19 protein-coding genes and 1 pseudogene are annotated in these 17128 nt (G+C 71.7%); 7 read left to right on the forward strand and 13 right to left on the reverse strand.

Annotation, left to right across the window (positions count from 1 at the left end; translation table 11 throughout):
* Positions 1 to 368 precede the first annotated feature (368 nt).
* The 3 genes from BAW75_RS31660 to BAW75_RS31670 all read left to right on the forward strand — a co-directional run bounded on the left by BAW75_RS31660 (position 369) and on the right by BAW75_RS31670 (position 1319).
* Entirely contained in the window at positions 369 to 761 is a 393-nt protein-coding gene (locus tag BAW75_RS31660) for a MerR family transcriptional regulator (RefSeq protein WP_030503529.1), read from the forward strand.
* Entirely contained in the window at positions 731 to 1078 is a 348-nt protein-coding gene (locus BAW75_RS31665; protein ID WP_104115970.1) for a thioredoxin family protein, read from the forward strand. Before BAW75_RS31660 ends, BAW75_RS31665 begins: the two co-directional genes overlap by 31 nt.
* Before the next feature lie 61 nt (positions 1079 to 1139).
* Positions 1140 to 1319, forward strand: a complete 180-nt coding sequence (locus BAW75_RS31670; RefSeq protein WP_030503531.1) for a hypothetical protein — start codon at positions 1140 to 1142, stop codon at positions 1317 to 1319.
* Between the two features lie 44 nt (positions 1320 to 1363).
* On the opposite strand, the gene BAW75_RS31675 is transcribed toward BAW75_RS31670, so the two are convergent.
* The 4 genes from BAW75_RS31675 to BAW75_RS31690 all read right to left on the reverse strand — a co-directional run bounded on the left by BAW75_RS31675 (position 1364) and on the right by BAW75_RS31690 (position 6283).
* The gene (locus BAW75_RS31675; RefSeq protein ID WP_104115971.1) at positions 1364 to 3733 is read right to left on the reverse strand and encodes a glycoside hydrolase family 65 protein; all 2370 of its coding nucleotides are present in this window, start codon (positions 3731 to 3733) and stop codon (positions 1364 to 1366) included.
* Positions 3730 to 4482 (reverse strand): HAD family hydrolase, encoded by a 753-nt coding sequence (locus BAW75_RS31680; protein WP_104115972.1) that lies wholly within the window; start codon positions 4480 to 4482, stop codon positions 3730 to 3732. The genes BAW75_RS31675 and BAW75_RS31680 overlap by 4 nt, the downstream gene beginning before the upstream one ends.
* A gap of 46 nt (positions 4483 to 4528) precedes the next feature.
* On the reverse strand, positions 4529 to 4996 hold the full coding sequence (locus BAW75_RS31685) for a DUF4442 domain-containing protein (protein ID WP_030503534.1): 468 nt from the start codon (positions 4994 to 4996) through the stop codon (positions 4529 to 4531).
* 300 nt (positions 4997 to 5296) lie between these two features.
* Positions 5297 to 6283 carry a sulfotransferase family protein gene (locus tag BAW75_RS31690; RefSeq protein WP_244206335.1) on the reverse strand — a complete coding sequence of 329 codons (987 nt, stop codon included), beginning with the start codon at positions 6281 to 6283 and terminating at the stop codon, positions 5297 to 5299.
* Between BAW75_RS31690 and BAW75_RS33165 the strand changes: the two are divergent.
* A pseudogene (locus tag BAW75_RS33165) lies at positions 6282 to 6986 on the forward strand (nucleoside/nucleotide kinase family protein); the annotation flags it as partial. The gene BAW75_RS31690 and the pseudogene BAW75_RS33165 sit on opposite strands and share 2 nt — an antisense overlap.
* Positions 6987 to 7010: 24 nt before the next feature.
* Positions 7011 to 7394 (forward strand): nuclear transport factor 2 family protein, encoded by a 384-nt coding sequence (locus tag BAW75_RS33170; RefSeq protein ID WP_167435651.1) that lies wholly within the window; start codon positions 7011 to 7013, stop codon positions 7392 to 7394.
* 16 nt (positions 7395 to 7410) lie between these two features.
* On the opposite strand, the gene BAW75_RS31700 is transcribed toward BAW75_RS33170, so the two are convergent.
* The 3 genes from BAW75_RS31700 to BAW75_RS31715 form a co-directional block, all read right to left on the reverse strand.
* Positions 7411 to 7599 (reverse strand): DUF397 domain-containing protein, encoded by a 189-nt coding sequence (locus BAW75_RS31700; RefSeq protein WP_104115975.1) that lies wholly within the window; start codon positions 7597 to 7599, stop codon positions 7411 to 7413.
* 156 nt (positions 7600 to 7755) lie between these two features.
* Positions 7756 to 7944 (reverse strand): DUF397 domain-containing protein, encoded by a 189-nt coding sequence (locus BAW75_RS31710; protein WP_104115976.1) that lies wholly within the window; start codon positions 7942 to 7944, stop codon positions 7756 to 7758.
* A complete protein-coding gene (locus BAW75_RS31715) occupies positions 7935 to 8735 on the reverse strand; it encodes a helix-turn-helix domain-containing protein (protein WP_104115981.1) in 801 nt (266 codons plus the stop codon). Before BAW75_RS31715 ends, BAW75_RS31710 begins: the two co-directional genes overlap by 10 nt.
* 157 nt (positions 8736 to 8892) lie before the next feature.
* Between BAW75_RS31715 and BAW75_RS31720 the strand changes: the two genes are divergently transcribed.
* Positions 8893 to 9138, forward strand: a complete 246-nt coding sequence (locus tag BAW75_RS31720; RefSeq protein WP_043327123.1) for a hypothetical protein — start codon at positions 8893 to 8895, stop codon at positions 9136 to 9138.
* Positions 9135 to 9482, forward strand: a complete 348-nt coding sequence (locus tag BAW75_RS31725) for a hypothetical protein (protein ID WP_104115977.1) — start codon at positions 9135 to 9137, stop codon at positions 9480 to 9482. Before BAW75_RS31720 ends, BAW75_RS31725 begins: the two co-directional genes overlap by 4 nt.
* A 47-nt stretch (positions 9483 to 9529) precedes the next feature.
* Here BAW75_RS31725 and BAW75_RS31730 read toward each other — a convergent pair whose 3' ends face one another.
* From BAW75_RS31730 to BAW75_RS31755, 6 genes are all read right to left on the reverse strand, one after another.
* Positions 9530 to 10840 carry an ABC transporter ATP-binding protein gene (locus BAW75_RS31730; protein WP_104115982.1) on the reverse strand — a complete coding sequence of 437 codons (1311 nt, stop codon included), beginning with the start codon at positions 10838 to 10840 and terminating at the stop codon, positions 9530 to 9532.
* Between the two features lie 158 nt (positions 10841 to 10998).
* Positions 10999 to 13182 (reverse strand): bifunctional glycosyltransferase/CDP-glycerol:glycerophosphate glycerophosphotransferase, encoded by a 2184-nt coding sequence (locus BAW75_RS31735; RefSeq protein WP_104115978.1) that lies wholly within the window; start codon positions 13180 to 13182, stop codon positions 10999 to 11001.
* 16 nt (positions 13183 to 13198) lie between these two features.
* Entirely contained in the window at positions 13199 to 15238 is a 2040-nt protein-coding gene (locus tag BAW75_RS31740; RefSeq protein ID WP_104115979.1) for a DUF5941 domain-containing protein, read from the reverse strand.
* Positions 15235 to 15978 (reverse strand): ABC transporter ATP-binding protein, encoded by a 744-nt coding sequence (locus BAW75_RS31745; protein ID WP_030503547.1) that lies wholly within the window; start codon positions 15976 to 15978, stop codon positions 15235 to 15237. The genes BAW75_RS31740 and BAW75_RS31745 overlap by 4 nt, the downstream gene beginning before the upstream one ends.
* On the reverse strand, positions 15979 to 16806 hold the full coding sequence (locus tag BAW75_RS31750; RefSeq protein ID WP_104115980.1) for an ABC transporter permease: 828 nt from the start codon (positions 16804 to 16806) through the stop codon (positions 15979 to 15981). It lies immediately after the preceding gene.
* Between the two features lie 65 nt (positions 16807 to 16871).
* Positions 16872 to 17128 (reverse strand): L-serine ammonia-lyase, iron-sulfur-dependent, subunit alpha (locus BAW75_RS31755; protein WP_208635289.1); only part of this gene is annotated, 257 nt, incomplete at its 5' end.

The raw sequence follows: 17128 nt of genomic DNA on the forward strand, positions 1-17128 counted from the left end.
CAGCAGGTTCATCACATGCCGCCGAGAAGCCATGCCCGGCAGCACATACCACCCGACCCAAGATCCCTACCACGTGACACATGTATCGGGACTTCAACGCTGACAGATGTCATGGGACTGAACAGCCCCTGGAGGGGCCGTTTCGTACCAAGATCCACGGAGACGCCACCCCAGCCCCGCCGGACCCCGCCCGACGGGGTCGATCATGAAGTTGGCGGCAGATTTGGAGATCCACAACGCCGTCAACCTCATGATCGACGGGGACAGCCGGCGGGGAACGCCGCGCGGGGAGGCCGCGCGTGCGGGGTTGCGTTGACGTCGGCGGCAAGGTTTAGCGTCGATTCACCAGGCAGGGACGGGGGCGGCGGATGCGGATCGGGGAGCTGGCGCGGCGGGCCGGTACGAGCACCCGCACCCTGCGCTACTACGAGACCCACGGCCTGGTCCGGCCGGGCCGGTCCGCCAACGGGTACCGGGTCTACGACGAGGCGGAACTGCGCGTCGTCCGCGAGATCCGCTCCCTGCTGGCGATCGGTTTCGGCCTGGACGACATCCGCCCGTTCGTCGCCTGCCTGCGCGCGGGGAACGACTCCGGTGACGTCTGCCCCGATTCGGTGGCGGTGCTGCGGCGCAAGCTCGCCGAGGTGGACGACTACCTCGACCGGCTGGGCGACGTCCGCCGCCGCCTGCACGACCAGCTCGCCCACGCGATCGCCCAACGGGAGGAAACATGCCTCAGGACACGGGGACCGGCCGGCTGACCCCGGTCACCGACGACACTTTCGCGGCCACCGTGCTGGCCGCCGACCGGCCCGTGGTGGTCGACTTCTGGGCCGAGTGGTGCCCGCCGTGCCGGCTGGTGTCGAAGCACCTGGCCGAGCTGGCCAAGGAGTTCGGCGACGCGCTGCGCTTCGTCACCCTCAACACCGACGAGAACCCGGCCACCACCCGCGCCCACCGGATCATGTCCGCGCCGACCATGCTGGTGTTCCGGGACGGCGAGGTGGTCGGCTCGATCGTCGGCTCCCGCCCCAAGGACCACCTGCGGCGCAGCTTCGCCCGCCACCTGGACGGTTGAGCCGCCGCCGGGCGGGAACGCGCGGGGTGACCACGGACCCCGACGGATCGCGAGGATCGTCATGGCGAAACAGGACAGGTCCCGGGAACAGGAACTCACCGACCAGGAGCGCCGCAAGCGGGAGCTTGAGGGCTCGCCGGACTGGGCCGACCGCGCCTCGACGGCGCGGACATCCGACGATCCGCGGGCCACGGCGCCGCGCGACGCCGGCGGGCGCCCGTCAAACGGCCGCCAGTTCTGAGGGTACGCGTACCGAGCGGTCCCGCCTCTTCGGAGGCGGGACCGCTACATGCGTTCCGGCAGGTGCATCAGCGGCGCGCGGCCCTGCGGCTGCTCCGGCTGCGGCTCGGTCGGGTGCTCGGGCGGGATCGGCACGGTGACCGGCTGCGCCGAGGTGACCCGCAGCGGCTCGCCGTGGTGCCGCAGCTCCACCACCGTGTCCGGGCCGCCGTTGCGCAGCGAGTACGTGGTCTGGTGCGGCCGCACGTCGACGCGCAGTCGCATCCCGCGCCACTGGAGCGAGAACTCCAGTCGGCTGAGGCGGCTGGAGAGCCGGGGCGCGAAGGAGAGCGTCCCGTCGTGGTCCCGCAGGCCGCCGAATCCGGCGACGAGCGCGATCCAGGCGCCGGCCAGGGACGCCATGTGCACGCCGTCGCGGGTGTTCTCGTTCAGGTCGTGCAGGTCCATCAGCGCGGCCTCGCGCAGGTAGCGGTGGGCCAGTTCGAGGAAGCCGACCTCGGCCGCGAGCACCGCCTGGGTGCAGGCGCTCAACGACGAGTCGCGTACGGTGCGCCGCTCGTAGTAGACGAAGTTGCGCAGTTTCTCGGCGGCGCTGAAGGCGTCGCCCCGCCAGTGCATGGCGAGCACCAGGTCGGCCTGCTTGACGACCTGCTTGCGGTAGAGGTCGAAGTACGGGTAGTGCAGCAGCAGCGGGTACTTCTCCGGTGGCGTGTGCTCGAAGTCCCACTCCTGGAACCGGGTGAACCCCTCGACCTGCTCGTGCACCTCGGTCTCGGCGTCGTACGGGACGTGCATGTCGTTCGCGGCGTCCCGCCACGCGGCGGCTTCCTCTTCGGTGACGCCGAGGTCGAGGGCCTGGTCCCGGTAGCGCATCGCGCAGTCCGCGGCGGTACGCAGGTTCCGCTGCGCCATCAGGTTGGTGTAGACGTTGTCGTTCTTCACGGCTGTGTACTCGTCGGGGCCGGTCACGCCGTCGATGTGGAACTGCCCGGCCCGGTCGTGGTGGCCGAGGGATCGCCACAGCCGGGCGGTCTCGACAAGCAGTTCCAGTCCGATCTCGCGTTCCAGTGTCTCGTCGCCGGTGACCAGCACGTAGCGGCGCAGCGCGTCGGCGACGTCGGCGGCGATGTGGAACGCGGCGGTTCCGGCCGGCCAGTACGCCGACGACTCGGGTCCTTCGATGGTGCGCCACGGGAAGGCGGCGCCTTCGAGGTTCAGCGTGCGGGCCCGCTCCTGGGCCTGGGCGAGCGTGGCGTGCCGCCACTGCAGCGCGTCGCGGACCGCGCCGGGCTGGGTGTACGTGAGCACCGGCAGCACGAACATCTCGGTGTCCCAGAATGCGTGGCCGTCGTACCCGGGGCCGGTGAGGCCCTTGGCGGAGATCGGCCGCCGTTCCCCGCGGGCGCCGGCCTGGAGCACGTGGAAGAGGCCGAAGCGGACGGCCTGCTGGACCTCCGGGTCGCCTTCGACGCGCACGTCGGCGGCGTCCCAGAACGCGTCGAGGTATTCCCGCTGCGCCCCGGCGAGCCCGTCCCAGCCGTCGAGCCGGGCCGCGGCGAGCGCCGCGCCGACCTGGTCGCGCAGCGCCGGCAGCGACCGGCGGCTGGACCAGCCGTACGTGAGGTACTTGATCACGTGCAGCTTCTCGCCGGGCTTGAGCACGCAGCCGATGGTGGTGCGGACCCAGTCCTCGTACCCTTCGCTCTCGATCGTGGTGCGTTCGGGGCCGTGCACGTCGTGGCCCATGGCGGCGGCGACCCGCAGGCCGCTGACCTTGGTCCGGTGGATGAGCAGGCCGCCGTCGTCGGTGGTGAGTTCCTCCTCGGCCTGCAGCGGTGACTCCAGTACGGCGGCCACCCGGGGGTCGCGGCTCTGCGGCGGCAGCGTCTCGTTGGCGACCAGCTCGGACTGGAGGATCAGCCGCAGCGGCCCGTCGACCGGCTCCACCTCGTAGTGGATGGCGGCGACCGAGCGCTGGGTGAACGACACCAGCCGGGTGGTGCGGACCTTGACCTCGCGCCCGGCCGGGGAACGCCAGTGCAGGTCGCGTTGGAGCGTCCCGGCGCGCATGTCGAGGACCCGCTCGTGGGCGAGCACCTCGCCGTAGCGGACGTCGAGCGGTTCGTCGTCCACGAGCAGCCGGATCAGTTTGCCGTTGGTGACGTTGACGATGGTCTGCCCGGACTCGGGGAAGCCGAAGCCGGCTTCCGCGTACGGCAGCGGGCGCAGCTCGTAGAAGGAGTTCAGGTAGGTGCCGGGCAGGCCGTGCGGCTCACCCTCGTCGAGGTTGCCGCGCAGCCCGATGTGCCCGTTGGAGAGCGCGAACACCGACTCGGACTGGGCCAGCACGTCCATGTCGAGGCGTACCTCCCGGACATGCCAGGGCTCGACCGGATACGCCCGTTCCCGGATCACGCGGCCGGCTCCGCCGCGAGCAGTTCGGCGAGGTCGGTGACCACCACGTCGGCGCCGTGCGCCAGCAGCTCGTCGGCCTGGCCGACCCGGTCGACGCCGATCACGTACCCGAATCCGCCGGCCCGTCCGGCGGCCACGCCGGCGAGGGCGTCCTCGAAGACGGCGGCCTGCGCCGGTTCGACGCCGAGCAGCCGTGCGCCTTCCAGGAACGTGTCCGGGGCCGGTTTGCCGCGCAGCCCGTTCGCGCGGGCGACCACGCCGTCGACCCGCGCCTCCAGCCAGTGGTCCAGCCCGGCGGCGTGCACCACGGCGGCGCAGTTGGCGCTGGCCGAGACGACCGCCCGCCGCAGCCCGGCCGCGGTGGCGGCCTCCAGGTAGCGAACCGAACCTTCGTACGCCTCGACGCCGTGCTGCTCGATCCGCTGGAGCAGGACGACGTTCTTGCGGTTGCCGAGGCCGTTGACCGTGTCCGCCTCGGGTGGGTCGTCGGGTGAGCCCTCGGGCAGGGTGATGCCACGCGAGGCCAGGAATGTGCGCACCCCGTCGGCGCGCGGTCTGCCGTCCACGTAACGGTTGTAGTCCGGTCCGGGGTCGAACGGTTGGAACGGCTCGCCGGTTTCGACGGACCGTCGCCGCAGGTAGGCGTCGAACGTCTCCGCCCAGGCGGCGTTGTGCACCTTGGCGGTCTGCGTCAGCACACCGTCCAGATCGAAGAGACACGCGCTCACGTGCGCGGGGAGGCCCAGCATCGCTTGAATCTATCCGGCGCTCGCCCCGGGCAAACCCGTTCAGGGCTCAGCGGTTCGGGCGCAGCGTCCAGATCACGGTGAGCGAGGAGGTGAGCGTGCCGTCCTCGGTGCGCACCTCCACCTCGACCGGGAACTCGGGCCGTCGCCCGGCGTCCAGCTCGGCCAGCACCTCGGCGGGGACACCGCCGAGCCGCGCCGTCGCCAGCACCGGCCCCACCGCCACCTTGAGGTAGCGGATGGTCGCGGTCACGGCCAGGGGTACGGCCCGGTCGAGCACCTGCCCGAACGCGGCCAGGACGACCGCGCCCGAGGCGCTCTCCCCCAGCGTGAACATGGCCCCGGCATGCGGGCCGCCAACGTGGTTGTGGTGCGCCGGGTCGTCGGGGAGCCGGACCACGGCCCGGACCCCGCCCTCGGCCTCGGGCGCCACCTCGACGAACTCGATCCCGAGCGTGCGGGCGAACGGCACGGCGTCGAGGAGACCGGCCGCGACCTGGCGAGAGTCGATGCTCATGCCCGAACGCTACTCGCCGGTAACCAACCCGGCAAGACGATGAGCCCGGCGGCCCGATGTCTCCAGCAAAGTGACATCCGAGCCGAAATCTCCATGGCTTGTCTCTTGATAAGAGACATTGGGACACGAGACGATCACTTCATCCCGCCACACTCGTGCCACCCTCCCAAATATCAAGATTTACGCTCCGGATACTGAGCCTCGAGTAGATCTTGGTACGAAAGTGCCCCCAGAGGGGCCTTTTCCTACCAAGATCTACGGTGCGGAGACTGGCACGTCTGCGGCGCCATCAGCGCTCGGCTATCTCGTTGCGCCCTTCGCGGTCTGCGTCATGTCGTAGCCCATCGCGGGGATGATCTCGCCCAGTTCCCGCTCGATCTTTGCGCGGGTGCCGGCGTCGAACTGCTCGTCGCGGTGCGCGAGCTTGCCCGCCTGGAACGTCGACGCGGTGACGGCGTCCTCGACGCCGAGCCGTGCGAACAGGGCGCGCCGCTGCCCGGCCCAGTCGGCCGCGAGGTCTTCCGCCTTCACCTCGACGTACCGCCGGGTCGTCAGGTCGGCCGCGTTCCTCCAGGCCAGCCATCGCTGATAGACCGGCACGAGGTAGGCCAGCGCCCCGTCGACTGTTGACGGCGCCCACGGCTGGGCCAGGTGGGAGGCGAGCACCGAGACCGGGTGCCGTGTGATGTGCACGATCGTCGCCTCGGGGACCAGCTCCCAGAGGAAGTCCATGGCGAAGAGATTGAACGGCGTCTTCTCGCACCACGTCGGCTTGCCCGCGTCGGCCGCCGCCCCGCCGAACAGCGTCTCGACCAGACCGCGCAGGACGGCGATCAGCTCGGCCCGGTCGCGGAAGTACCTCGGCACGACCCGTCGTCGGCCCGTCGGCCCGAACGGCCCGGCGGGCCGGTCGCCGTCGCCGAAGCCCGCCGCGGGCGCGGGCTCCTCGAAGGCGTCCGCGATCAACAGCGGCCAGAGCTGGTGTACGGCGTCCCGGTAGCGCCGTTCGCCGACCAGCTCGGGCACGGTCTTGCCACGATCGTCACGCCGTCCGGGCACCCGTACGGTCAGGAAGTCGCTGAGCCGCTGCAGGGCGTCCTCGCCGACGATGGGGTCGTACCGTTCGGTGAGCGCGTCGGCCAGGTCCCGCAGGCCGCCGGGTTCGACGATGAACTTGGTTTCCATCGGGATCCGGTGGATCAGCGGGTGCTGGCCGATGACGTCGGCGATCCGCGAGGTGCCCGAACGACCTGTGCCCGCGACGAAGACCGGTGAGGGGGACGGCATGGGCGGCAGTGAAACTCCCGGCCCGGCGCAGGGGCAATCCATTTATCCCCGCCGCGAGCTGATCGGCCTCCTGGCCGACGCGGTCGGGTCCGTCACCGTGCCGCACCCGACCCGGGTCGCGGTCGACGGGCCGCCCGCTGCCGGCAAGACCACGCTCGCCGACGAGCTGGCCGCCGTCCTGCGCGCCCGGGGCCGGTACGTCATCCGCGCGACGGTGGACGACTTCCTCTTCCCCCGCGCCCAGCGTTACCGGCGCGGCGAGTTCTCGGCCGAGGGCTGCTACGTCGACACCCACGATCACGGGTCGCTGAACCGGGTGCTGCTCGATCCGCTCGGCCCGGCCGGAGATCGACGCTTCCGGCACACGGTCTACGACCACGCGACGGATACGGTGCTGTCCCCGCCGCCCACGACCGCTCCGGCGGACGCCGTGCTGGTGTTCGACGGTGTCTTCCTGCTGCGCCCGGAACTGGTCGACCGGTGGGAGCTGCGCGTCTTCGTGTCGACCGCGCTCGACAAGACGGTGGACCGTGCCGTGATCCGCGAGAGCCGCGTGGCAACGAGAGCCGACGTCGAACGGCGCTGGCGGGAGCGTTACCTTCCCGCCCAGCGGCTCTACTTCGCCACTGCCCGCCCGGCCGAGCACGCCGACGTCGTCGTGCACAACGACGACCCCGGGCGGCCGATGTGGGAGATCCGGGCGGGCGGGGATGGCAGGCTGGCAGCCATGGACAGGGATCGGGTGGCCGCCTGGATCGCGGCGTACGAGCAGGCGTGGCGCACACCGGGGACGACGGCGCTCGGCACGTTGTTCACGGCCGACGCGAGGTACCAGCAGGGGCCGTACCGGGATCCGGTGGTCGGCCTGCCCGCCATCGTCCGCATGTGGGACAGCGAGCGCGACGGACCCGACGAGGTCTTCCAGATGACCTCGGAGGTCGTCGCGGTCGACGGCGACACCGCTGTGGCACGGGTGCAGGTCCGGTACGGCGACCCGGTCCACCAGGAGTGGCGCGACCTCTGGATCATGCGGTTCGCCGAGGACGGCCGCTGCCTGTCGTTCGAGGAGTGGCCGTTCGCGCCGGAACGGCGGACCACCGCCGCCGGGTGACGACGGCGGTCGCTGCCTAACCCCGCTTCGTGTACGCGACGAACGCCGCCCAGCTCCACGGCGTGAACGTCAGCGCCGGCCCCTGCCGGTCCTTGCTGTCCCGCACTCCCACCACGCCGGGCAGATTGTCCGCCACCTCCACGCAGTTGCCGGAATTGCCGCTGCTGCGGGTGCTCTTGCGCCAGATCGCGCCGGTCAACTCCATCGCTTCGCCGCCTCCGAGATCGCCGCCAGAGTCGCCCCGTGCGGCATCGCCTCCGCACGGCACGACGTCCAGCTCTGCCACTCATTGATGAGCCGAGCACGAACGCTGATCGTCGGACCAGCGTTCGCGACCCGGCTGCCGGTTGACCGCTACGGGTCAGGCGCGCTTGGCGTACGCGACGAACGCCGCCCAGCTCGACGGCCTGAACGTCAGCGCCGGCCCCTGCCGGTCCTTGCTGTCCCGCACCCCCACCACGCCGGGCAGGTTGTCCGCCACCTCGACACAGTTCCCGCCGTTACCGCTGCTGCGGGTGCTCTTGCGCCAGATCGCGCCGGTCAACTCCATCGCTTCGCCGCCTCCGAAATCGCCGCCAGGGTCGCCCCGTGCGGCATCGCCTCCGCGCGGATGGACTCCCACGTCTGCCGCAGTGAGTTCACGTCCACCGTGCGCTCCACGATTGTGCCGTGCAACGGGTTATCCAGATAGCCCAGATCGTCGCCGTCGGCCGGGGTCGCGAGCACGAAGGCACCGTTGAGCCCCGGATAGGCACCGACCGTCTCCGGCACCAGATGCAGGTGCACCCTCGGCCGCCGCGCCATCTCGATCAGGTGCTCCAACTGCTCCCGCATCACCTTCGGCCCGCCGACCGGGCGAGCCAGCACCGCGTGGTCGAGCACCACCACGAACTGCGGCGGCGTCGGGCCGTCCAGCACCGACTGCCGGGCCAGCCGGGCGGCCACCTGCTGTTCGACAGCCTCGCCGACGAACTGCGCGGCCCCTTCGTAGAGCGCGCGGGCGTACCCCTCGGTCTGCAACAGACCAGGCACCACCAGCGGCTCGAAGCTACGCAGTGAGGCAGCTTCCTGCTCGATGCTCACCCACTCGCGGAGCCACGGCATCAGCGCCTCCTGCATCAGCGCGTCACGGATCCGCACCAGCAGGCCGCCGCCGTTCAGCACCTCGTCGCAGCGCTCGGTGAACTCGGCGCGCGGCGCGCGGCGGCACTGCTCGACGGCCGCCACCAGCGACGCCGAATAGCTCACCCGCTCGCCCAGCGCCTCCTGGGTAAGCCCCGCATCGGTACGTAACCGACGTAGCTCACCGGCGAACAGTTCCCACAACGGCACACGGATCATCTGCACACCTCTGCACACGGCTGCACACGGAAATCGGCCGGTCGGACGGCCGGGAAGGTGGGGGTGGAACGCCTTCCGACCCTAGCGGCGCGGTGACGAGACTGTCACGCAGTGGAATCGAATTCGTCCGATTCCCGCTACCGAGAGGAGTTGCGCCGTGCGACTGCGCTGGTTCCGCTGCCGGGGTGCGTCGGCACCGACACTGCCCCAGCGGGTACGGGGCGACAATCTGCCGGACTGGATGCGGCAACCCACCCGTCCACTCCCGACGATGGGTCCCGGCCGGGTCGGCAACCTCACCCCGGCCCAGCAGTGGCGGGCGAACGGCGGTCGCTGGCCGGTCCCGGAGCAGCGCGGCGGCGACGCCGGCAACCGGCGCGACGGCCACGAGGAGCCTCGGTGATCAGCCACCAGCTCGGGCAGCCGCCGGACGGACCCAAGCCGGATCGACCCCGGCCGTACCCGTTGCACGCCACCCCGCACACGCCGCTGCGTCCGATGTGGTGCTGCAGGTCCTGCGGCCAGCCGTGGCCGTGCCCGACGGCCCGTCTGCTGCTGCGCAGCGAGTACGAGGACAACCGGATCGGGCTGTCCATCTACCTGTGCGGGCTGCTGTACGAGGCGACGCGCGACCTCTACCGGCTCAACCCGAACGACGCGCCCGCCCCGGCCGACATGTTCGCCCGCTTCGTCGGCTGGGGCCCGTACCGCCGTCACCCGCCCGTCCCTCCGGGCGGCGGCTGTTAATAAGGGGCCCTTCCTCTACCGGAGGCGTTAACAGGGTGCCCTTCCTTTCACCGCCAGCCGACGTCGATACGGTCGCCTCGCTCGTCGAAGAAGTGCAGCGCGTCCATCCGCACCTGCACGGCGAGCGGGTGCCCGGGCGACACCTGCGGGTACGGCGCCAGCCGTACCGCCAGTTCCGCCGGACGACGGTGGTGGCGGCCCGGGTCGGGCAGCACGCTCGTCCGGTTGCCGCCGCCGCCCGTTTCCGGGGCGGGCGCGGAAGACTCCGTGGCGCGCCCGGTGAGCCGCTGCATCACCTGGTTGAACCGGCGCAGGCCGCGCTGGCCCGGTGCGGCCTGCTCGACAGCGGTGCCCATCTCGTCCACGACGATCGCGGTGGCGCCGATGTCGAGGAACGCGAGCGACTCGTGGCCGTGGTGCTCCAGATAGCGGATGCGCCCGTGCAGTACGTCACCGGCGGTGTCCGGGGCGACCGGGGTGAGCGCCTCCGCGCGCATGCCGACCACGATCCGCTCGCCGTGGTAGTGCGCCACCGCCCGGCTGCGGATGTCGTCCCAGGGCAGGTAGAGCGACTGCTCACCGAGGTTCAGCGCGACGTACCGGTCGAGGTGCACGTAGACCGACGCCTCCAGCAGGTTCATCCGGGGGCTGCCCAGGAACGCGGCGACGTAGAGCGTGGCCGGGCGCCCGTACACCTGGGTGGGGGTGCCCACGTCCTGGAGCACGCCCTTGCGCATGATCGCCACCCGGTCGGCCATGGTCAGCGCCTCGGCCTGGTCGTGGGTGACGTAGATGGTGGTGACGCCGAGTTCGCGGGTGAGGCCGGAGATCTCCGCCCGCAGTTCGGCGCGCAGCCCGCTGTCCAGGTTCGACAGCGGCTCGTCCATGAGGAACAGGCCGGGCCGGCGCACTATCGCCCGCCCCATGGCGACCCGCTGCCGCTGGCCGCCGGAGAGCTGGCTGGGCTTGCGCGCGAGTACGTCGCCGATGCCGAGCGCGCTCGCCACGTCCTGGATCCGCTCGCCGCGCGGGCCGGGCTCGATGCCGGAGAGCCGCAGCGGGAAGCCGATGTTGTCGCCGACCGTCATGTGCGGATAGAGCGCGAAGTCCTGGAAGACCATGGCGATCTTCCGGTCGCGTGGCGGCAGGTCGTTGGCCAGCTCACCGCCGAGCAGGATCGCGCCGGAGGACGGGTCCTCCAGCCCGGCGACCATGCGCAGCACCGTCGACTTCCCGCAGCCCGACGGGCCGAGCAGCACCATGAACTCGCCGTCGTTGACGTCCAGATTGATGGTGTCGACCGCGACTGTTCCATCCGGGAACACCTTGGTGACATCCTTGAGCGCGACGGTCGCCACCGCCACCTCCCCAGTTTTCTCTCCCCAAACCCGGGAATGACTGTGACCAGGATCATCTGATTCGCACATCGGGTAAACGTGCCATGTTCGGCTCGTGACAGTCCTATTAAGCGGTGTTCGCCGGGCTCCGCAGTTAAGTGACCTGCCGGTAACCACTTTTACGGCGTTTCGCCGAGGAACACGCGGCGTACCACGCGCTCGGCGGCGTGCCCGTCGTCCAGCGCGCAGAACCGCGCCCGGAACGCCGCCCGGGCCCGCTCGGCCGCCTCGTCGTCGACCGCGCCGGACCGGAACACGTCGAGCAGCCCGGGGAAGTCCAGCGCGACCGCGCCCGGCGGCTCGGCCAGCAGGTCGAAGTAGACGCCCCGGGCCACCCGGTAGGCGTCCCAGTCCGGCGCGTAGACCACTATCGGCCGGTCCAGCACCGCGTAGTCGAACATCGCCGAGGAATAGTCGGTGATCAGTACGTCCGCCGCCAGGTAGAGGTCCTCCACCCGGTCGTACGCGCTCACGTCCAGCACGCCGTCCGCCGCCGGTCCCCGGGGATGCCGCTCCCGGTCGTGGAAGTAGTGGCTGCGCATCAGCAGCCGGCCCCGGGGCCCGAGCACGTCGAGCATCCGGTCCGGGTCGAACGGTGGCCGCCACCCGGGCAGGTGCTCGCGGTGCGTCGGCGCGTAGAGCACCACGTACTCGTCGGGTGCGATGCCCAGCGCGGCGCGGACCTGGCCGCGGTCCTCGGCGGTGGCCAGCGCCAGCCGGTCGTTGCGCGGGTAGCCGACCTCGAGCGTGGTGTAGTCCGCCGGGTACGCCCGCTCCCACATCTGCGTGGAGAAGCTGTTCGAGGTGATGCTGTAGTCCCAGCGGTCGACCCGGCGCAGCAGCCCGGCGAAGTCCATCCCCATCGCGCCCACCGGGTAGCGCTGCTGGTCCAGCCCCATCACCTTGACCGGCGTGCCGTGGTGGGTCTGCACGTGCACGGAGCCCGGCCGCTTGCGGACGAAGTCCGGGAAGTTGACGTTGTTGACCAGCCAGCGGGCGCGCGCCAGCACGCGGTGGTACTCGCGGGTGCCGGCCACCACGTACTCGACACCGGGCGGCAGCGCGGCCACCCGGTCGCGGCGGACGATCCACACGCCGCGCACCTGCGGCGCGAGCCGGCGGGCCGCCTCGTAGATCGCCGCCGGGTTGCACGAGTAGCCCCGGTACCAGTAGGCCGCGTACACGGCGAGCGTCGGGTCGACCGGCCGGTGCAGCTCGGCCCGGTAGTACTCGCCCAGCGCCAGGTCACGGGCCCGCCGGGCGGTACGCCGCACCACCGGGGTGACCCGTCGCCGGGCCCGCCGCGCGGTCCGCCGGGCCGTCTCCGTCGCCTGGTGCGCCTCGCGCAACGCGCTGAACGTCCGCCAGCGCCCGGCCGCCACCAGCCGGTGCTTGAGCCCTTCCGGGCCGGGCGGGACCGGATAGCCCTCGGGCGGCAGGAACCGCACGTAGTCGGCGTGCATCTGGGCGAAGAACGGCGCCCGCAGCTCGGGCGCGATCCGCTCGCCGTTGCCGAGCACCGTCAGGTAGTGCCAGATCATCCGCTCGAAGACCGCCGGCCGCAGCCCCGTCACCCGCCAGCGGTCCATCAGCCCGAACACCCGGTGCCACTGCGCGAAGACCTCGAAGTGCCGGTCCCCCCGGGTCTTCGTGATCGCGCCGGTGCGGCGCTGCCGGTAGTTCAGGCAGATCCGGTCGAGTACGCCGATCCGCCCGGCGGCCATCAGCGCCGGATAGCTGAACGAGACGTCCTCGTACCAGCCCGGTTCGAAGCGCAGCCCGTGCTCGATCAGGAACTCCCGCCGTACCACCCGGTTCCACGCGGTGTGCAGCAGCTTCAGCGTCTCCGGCCGGTCCCGCAGCGTGAACGTCGTCGCGCCGGGCGGCACCGGGAACACCTCGCGCATTGCGCTGCGGGTGCCGATGTTGTTCCAGTGCGCCCGGACGTGGTCCACGATCAGCACGTCCGGCGCGGTGTCGCGGAGCCGGTCCGCGACGTGCGGCAGGCAGCCGGGCACCAGCCAGTCGTCCCCGTCGACGAACCACACGTACTCGCCGACGGCCCGGTCCAGCCCGATGTTGCGGGCCGGACCGAGCCCCACGTTCTCGGCGAGGCGCACCGGGCGGACCCGGGGGTCGCGCAGCGCGTACTCGGCCAGGATCTCGCCGCTGTCGTCGGGGGAGGCGTCGTCGACGCCGATCACCTCGAGGTCGGCGAACGGCTGGTCGAGGATCGAGTCGAGGCATTCCCGCAGGTAGCCCTGCACCTTGAAGGCCGGCACGACGAAGCTGATCAAGGTCACCCCGGCCCGCCCTCCGTCAGCCCGGCGAGCGCACACCCCCACGGGCGCGGGCCGGCAGGACCACCCAGGCGAGGACCACGCTCGCGACAAAAACCACGAGAAGGTACGCACCGAGTGTAGCCAGAGCGATACTCGCATATCCGGCGATCAGCCCGATTGCCAGCAGCAGGGAACGCCCCGGCCAGCCCAGCGTGGCGGCGTGCAGCGGCGGAGCCGACTGCCGCTTCTCCAGCCGGGCGGTCAGGTCGTAGTGGTGCAGCGTCAGCACCAGCACGTACCCGAAGATCAGCCAGGCCGGTGCCCGGCCCGCCACCCCGACCGCGATGGCGAACAGATACTCGGCGGCCCGCAACGCAGCCGGCACCAGCCAGTCCAGCGACCCCTCGTGCGGCGCCCGCGAAGCCTGCGCGGCGCCCAGCAGCAGCACCAGCGCGAGCACCGGCACCCAGACCGGCAGGTCGCCGCCGCCGTGCACCGCGAGCAGCGCCCACACCAGCGTCCCCGCCGCGCCGAGCGCGCCCAGCACCGCCAGCAGCAGCGGCCGCCGCGTGGTCGGCAGCGTCCGCGCCAGCACGCCGTCGTCACGGTGCAGACCCGCGTCCACAGTGGCCATCACCGGCACCCGCATCCACCGCGCCCGCAAGGTCCGCAACCCCCCGGTGTACGCGAACGCCAGCGTCCCCCAGACCAGCACCGCGACCAGCGCCACCAGCGGCCCGAACAGCGCGGCGGCGATCGCGATCAGCGCCCACCGCTCCCCGATCGGGAACACCACAGTGCGCTTCAGCCAGTACGACACCGACCCGGTGTCCGCCTGCACCCGCGTCGACGCGGCGTTCAGCTTCCCGCCGATGCCGCCCGCGTCGGCGCTCACCACCTTGGGCCGCCGGGCCGCCTCGTCGTGCAACGCCCCGTACCAGGTGTCGGTCATGTGCCGCACGGTCTGCAACGTCATCGCGGCCAGCGCCAGCGCCCAGCCGTACCGGAACCCGGCGTGCGTGGCCCCGAAGCCGAGACCGGCGTAGACCACGTACTCCTTGAAGCGGTCGGCCATCGTGTCCAGCCAGCCGCCCCAGGCGCTGAAGTGCCGGGTGTAGCGGGCCAGTTGCCCGTCCACGCAGTCGAGCACGAACCCCAGGTAGAGCAGGACCGCCCCGGTCACCAGCGCGGGCCGTCCACCGACGCCGAACAGCACCGCCGCGGCCACCGCGAACGCCACCGAGACCATGGTGACCCCGGTCGGGCCGATCCCGATGCGCGCCGCCGCCTTCGTGACGTACGGCGACCAGGTGCTGACGAAGAACGTGGTGAAGAAGTCGTCCCGCTCCTTCACCGACAGCTTCAACTCGGCCCGGTCCTCGTCGACTGCGGACACCGCCGCCTCGGCCGCCGCCCGCTGCGCCTCGTCGCCGACCCGGTGCGCCACGAGCAGACGTACCCGCTGGGCGAAGATCAGCGTGCCGCGGGCGGCGAGGTCGGCCACGAGCCGGTCCACCGCGCCCAGCGGCCCGCCCCCGGCGGCGTCGACGCCGGTCTTGGGCGCCGCGTCGGCGGTGCCGGCGCCCGACGCGGACGCCATGTCAACGGCGCCGGGCGCGAGCAGCGGCTCGGCCAGGCGCGCGTCCGGCGCGGAGGCCCGGGCGGGGGCGCTGCCCGCGGCGCGGCGGGCGGCGTCGGCGAGCGCCGGCAGGTCGGCCGCGCCCACCCGCAGCGCGCCGCCGAACACGCCGCTCGCGTCGGCGGCGTCGACCTCGACCACCTGGCCGCGCTCCTCGCGCACGGTGGCCTGCCCGGGAGCGGGCGGATCGGTGAGCACCAGCGCCACCGTCGGCCCCACCGGGCTGGTCGCGAGATGCTTGAGTACGGCGGTGTGCGCCACCAGGTCCGCACCGCTCACCAGCACCGGGCCGGTCGCGGCGGCCACCAGGTCGGCCAGCTCGGTCAGGTCGGCGGCGATACGCACGTCGTCCGCCCCGGCCCGACGCCACTGCGCGGCCAGCCGCTCGGTGAGCTGGCCCGCCGCCGGGTCGGCGGCGAGCACGATCGCGAGCGTCACCGCTTCGCCGCGTCGGCGTAGGCCGCCAGCGCCTCGTCGATCGTCCCGTCGACGATCAGCCGTCCGGCGTCGAGGTAGAGCCCCCGACGGCAGAACCGTGTGAGGTCCTTGTCGTTGTGTGACACCAGCACCAGCGTGCGCCCTTCCGCGAGAAGTCGCTCGATGGTCGCATAGCACTTCGCGCGGAACTCCGCGTCCCCGACCGCTGTCACCTCGTCCACAAGCAGCACCGGGTGCGGCAGGTGCGCGATCACCGCGAAGCCCAGCCGCACCTTCATCCCCGACGAGTAGTGCCGCACCGACGTGTCGATGGCGCGTTCCACCTGCTCACCGGCGAACGAGACGATCTCGTCGAAGTGTTCCCGCAGGTACGCCGACGACAGCCCGTGCAGCCCGCCCACCAGGTACAGGTTCTCCCGGCCGGTCAGGTCGCCGGAGAACCCGGCGGACAGTTCGAGCAGCGGCGCCACCCGGCCGTGCACCCGGATCGAACCCTCGTCCGGGATGAGCACGCCGGCGATCAGCCGCAGCAGCGTGCTCTTACCGGTGCCGTTGCGCCCCACCACGCCCACCGTCTCGCCCGGTTCGATCCGGAACGACAGGTCACGCAGCGGCCAGAACCGGCCCGCGTCCGGGTCGCGGGCGCCCCGGTGCACGATCAGCTCCCGCAGCCGCAGCTGACGGCGCCGGTTGCGGACGAACCGGATGCCGAGCCCGTCCGCCTCGATGATCGGGGCCATTCAGAGTTCCTTCAGCACTGCCGGTTCGAGGCGGTGGAACGCCCACCAGCCGAGTGCCAGCACCAGCACGCTGCCGGACACCGTGATGATGAGCAGCCGGGCGTCGGGGAACTCGTCCGGGTACCAGACCGCGTGGTGCAGTTGGAAGATTCCAACCAGCGGGTTCAGCTCGTACCCGATCTTGAGCCAGCCCGGCATGCCCGACTCCCGGACCAGGTCGAGCGGATAGATGATCGGCGTCGCGTAGAACAGCAGCCGGATGACCAGCCGCATGGTGCGCTCGATGTCGCGCATCAGCACGTTGCCCGCCGACAGCAGCAGCGCCAGGCCCACCAGCAGCACGAACTGCACCGCCACCGCCAGCGGCAGGGCGAGCAGGCTCCAGCCGGGGCGGATCTTCCCCTGGCTCGCGTAGATCGCCGCGACGGCGACCAGGATCGGCAGCCCGGCCAGGTACTCGGCGAAGCGGCCGGTGACCCGCCCGATCGGGAAGATCGGCCGGGGCAGGTTCATCGTGGTGATCAGCCGGGACTGCCCGGTGAGCGCGTTCGCGGCCTCGGTCAGCGCCGAACTCGCCCACATCCAGGCGAAGATCCCGGTGATCAGGAACAGCGGGTACGACCCGGCCGCCTCGCCCAGGTGCCGCCGGGTCGCGCCGGAGTAGAGCACGCCGAAGACGAACCAGTAGATCAGGCCCATGCCGAGCGGCTCGATCAGCGACCAGAAGTAGCCCAGCAGAGACTGCTGGTACTTCACCGCGAGATCCCGCCGGACCAGGATACGCAGCGAGGTGCGGGCGGACCAGAGCGCCGCGACGCCTGACGTCACCGCACCATCGTCGCCCCGTCCGTCGCGGTCCCGGCCCGGGCACGCGCCGGGTCACCCCAACGGGGTCAGCACTCGATGACGTTGACGGCGAGCCCGCCCCGCGCGGTCTCCTTGTACTTGACCTTCATGTCCGCGCCGGTCTCCCGCATGGTCTTGATGACCTTGTCCAACGACACGTGGTGCACCCCGTCCCCGCGCAACGCCAGCCGGGCCGCGGTGATCGCCTTGATGCTCGCCACCGCGTTGCGCTCGATGCACGGAATCTGCACCAGGCCACCCACCGGATCGCAGGTCAGCCCCAGGTTGTGCTCCATGCCGATCT

The sequence above is a fragment of the Micromonospora chalcea genome, from assembly GCF_002926165.1.
GTDB lineage: Bacteria > Actinomycetota > Actinomycetes > Mycobacteriales > Micromonosporaceae > Micromonospora > Micromonospora chalcea.

What these genes read in the sequence shown, in the direction of transcription:
- BAW75_RS31690 (WP_244206335.1), bottom strand. Translation starts at nt 6,283, where the DNA reads ATGCCGTCCCCCTCACCGGTCTTCGTCGCGGGCACAGGTCGTTCGGGC.
- BAW75_RS31745 (WP_030503547.1), bottom strand. Translation starts at nt 15,978, where the DNA reads ATGGCCCCGATCATCGAGGCGGACGGGCTCGGCATCCGGTTCGTCCGC.
- BAW75_RS31665 (WP_104115970.1), top strand. Translation starts at nt 731, where the DNA reads ATGCCTCAGGACACGGGGACCGGCCGGCTGACCCCGGTCACCGACGAC.
- BAW75_RS33170 (WP_167435651.1), top strand. Translation starts at nt 7,011, where the DNA reads ATGGACAGGGATCGGGTGGCCGCCTGGATCGCGGCGTACGAGCAGGCG.
- BAW75_RS31680 (WP_104115972.1), bottom strand. Translation starts at nt 4,482, where the DNA reads ATGCTGGGCCTCCCCGCGCACGTGAGCGCGTGTCTCTTCGATCTGGAC.
- BAW75_RS31685 (WP_030503534.1), bottom strand. Translation starts at nt 4,996, where the DNA reads ATGAGCATCGACTCTCGCCAGGTCGCGGCCGGTCTCCTCGACGCCGTG.
- BAW75_RS31670 (WP_030503531.1), top strand. Translation starts at nt 1,140, where the DNA reads ATGGCGAAACAGGACAGGTCCCGGGAACAGGAACTCACCGACCAGGAG.
- BAW75_RS31700 (WP_104115975.1), bottom strand. Translation starts at nt 7,599, where the DNA reads ATGGAGTTGACCGGCGCGATCTGGCGCAAGAGCACCCGCAGCAGCGGC.
- BAW75_RS31710 (WP_104115976.1), bottom strand. Translation starts at nt 7,944, where the DNA reads ATGGAGTTGACCGGCGCGATCTGGCGCAAGAGCACCCGCAGCAGCGGT.
- BAW75_RS31715 (WP_104115981.1), bottom strand. Translation starts at nt 8,735, where the DNA reads ATGATCCGTGTGCCGTTGTGGGAACTGTTCGCCGGTGAGCTACGTCGG.
- BAW75_RS31660 (WP_030503529.1), top strand. Translation starts at nt 369, where the DNA reads ATGCGGATCGGGGAGCTGGCGCGGCGGGCCGGTACGAGCACCCGCACC.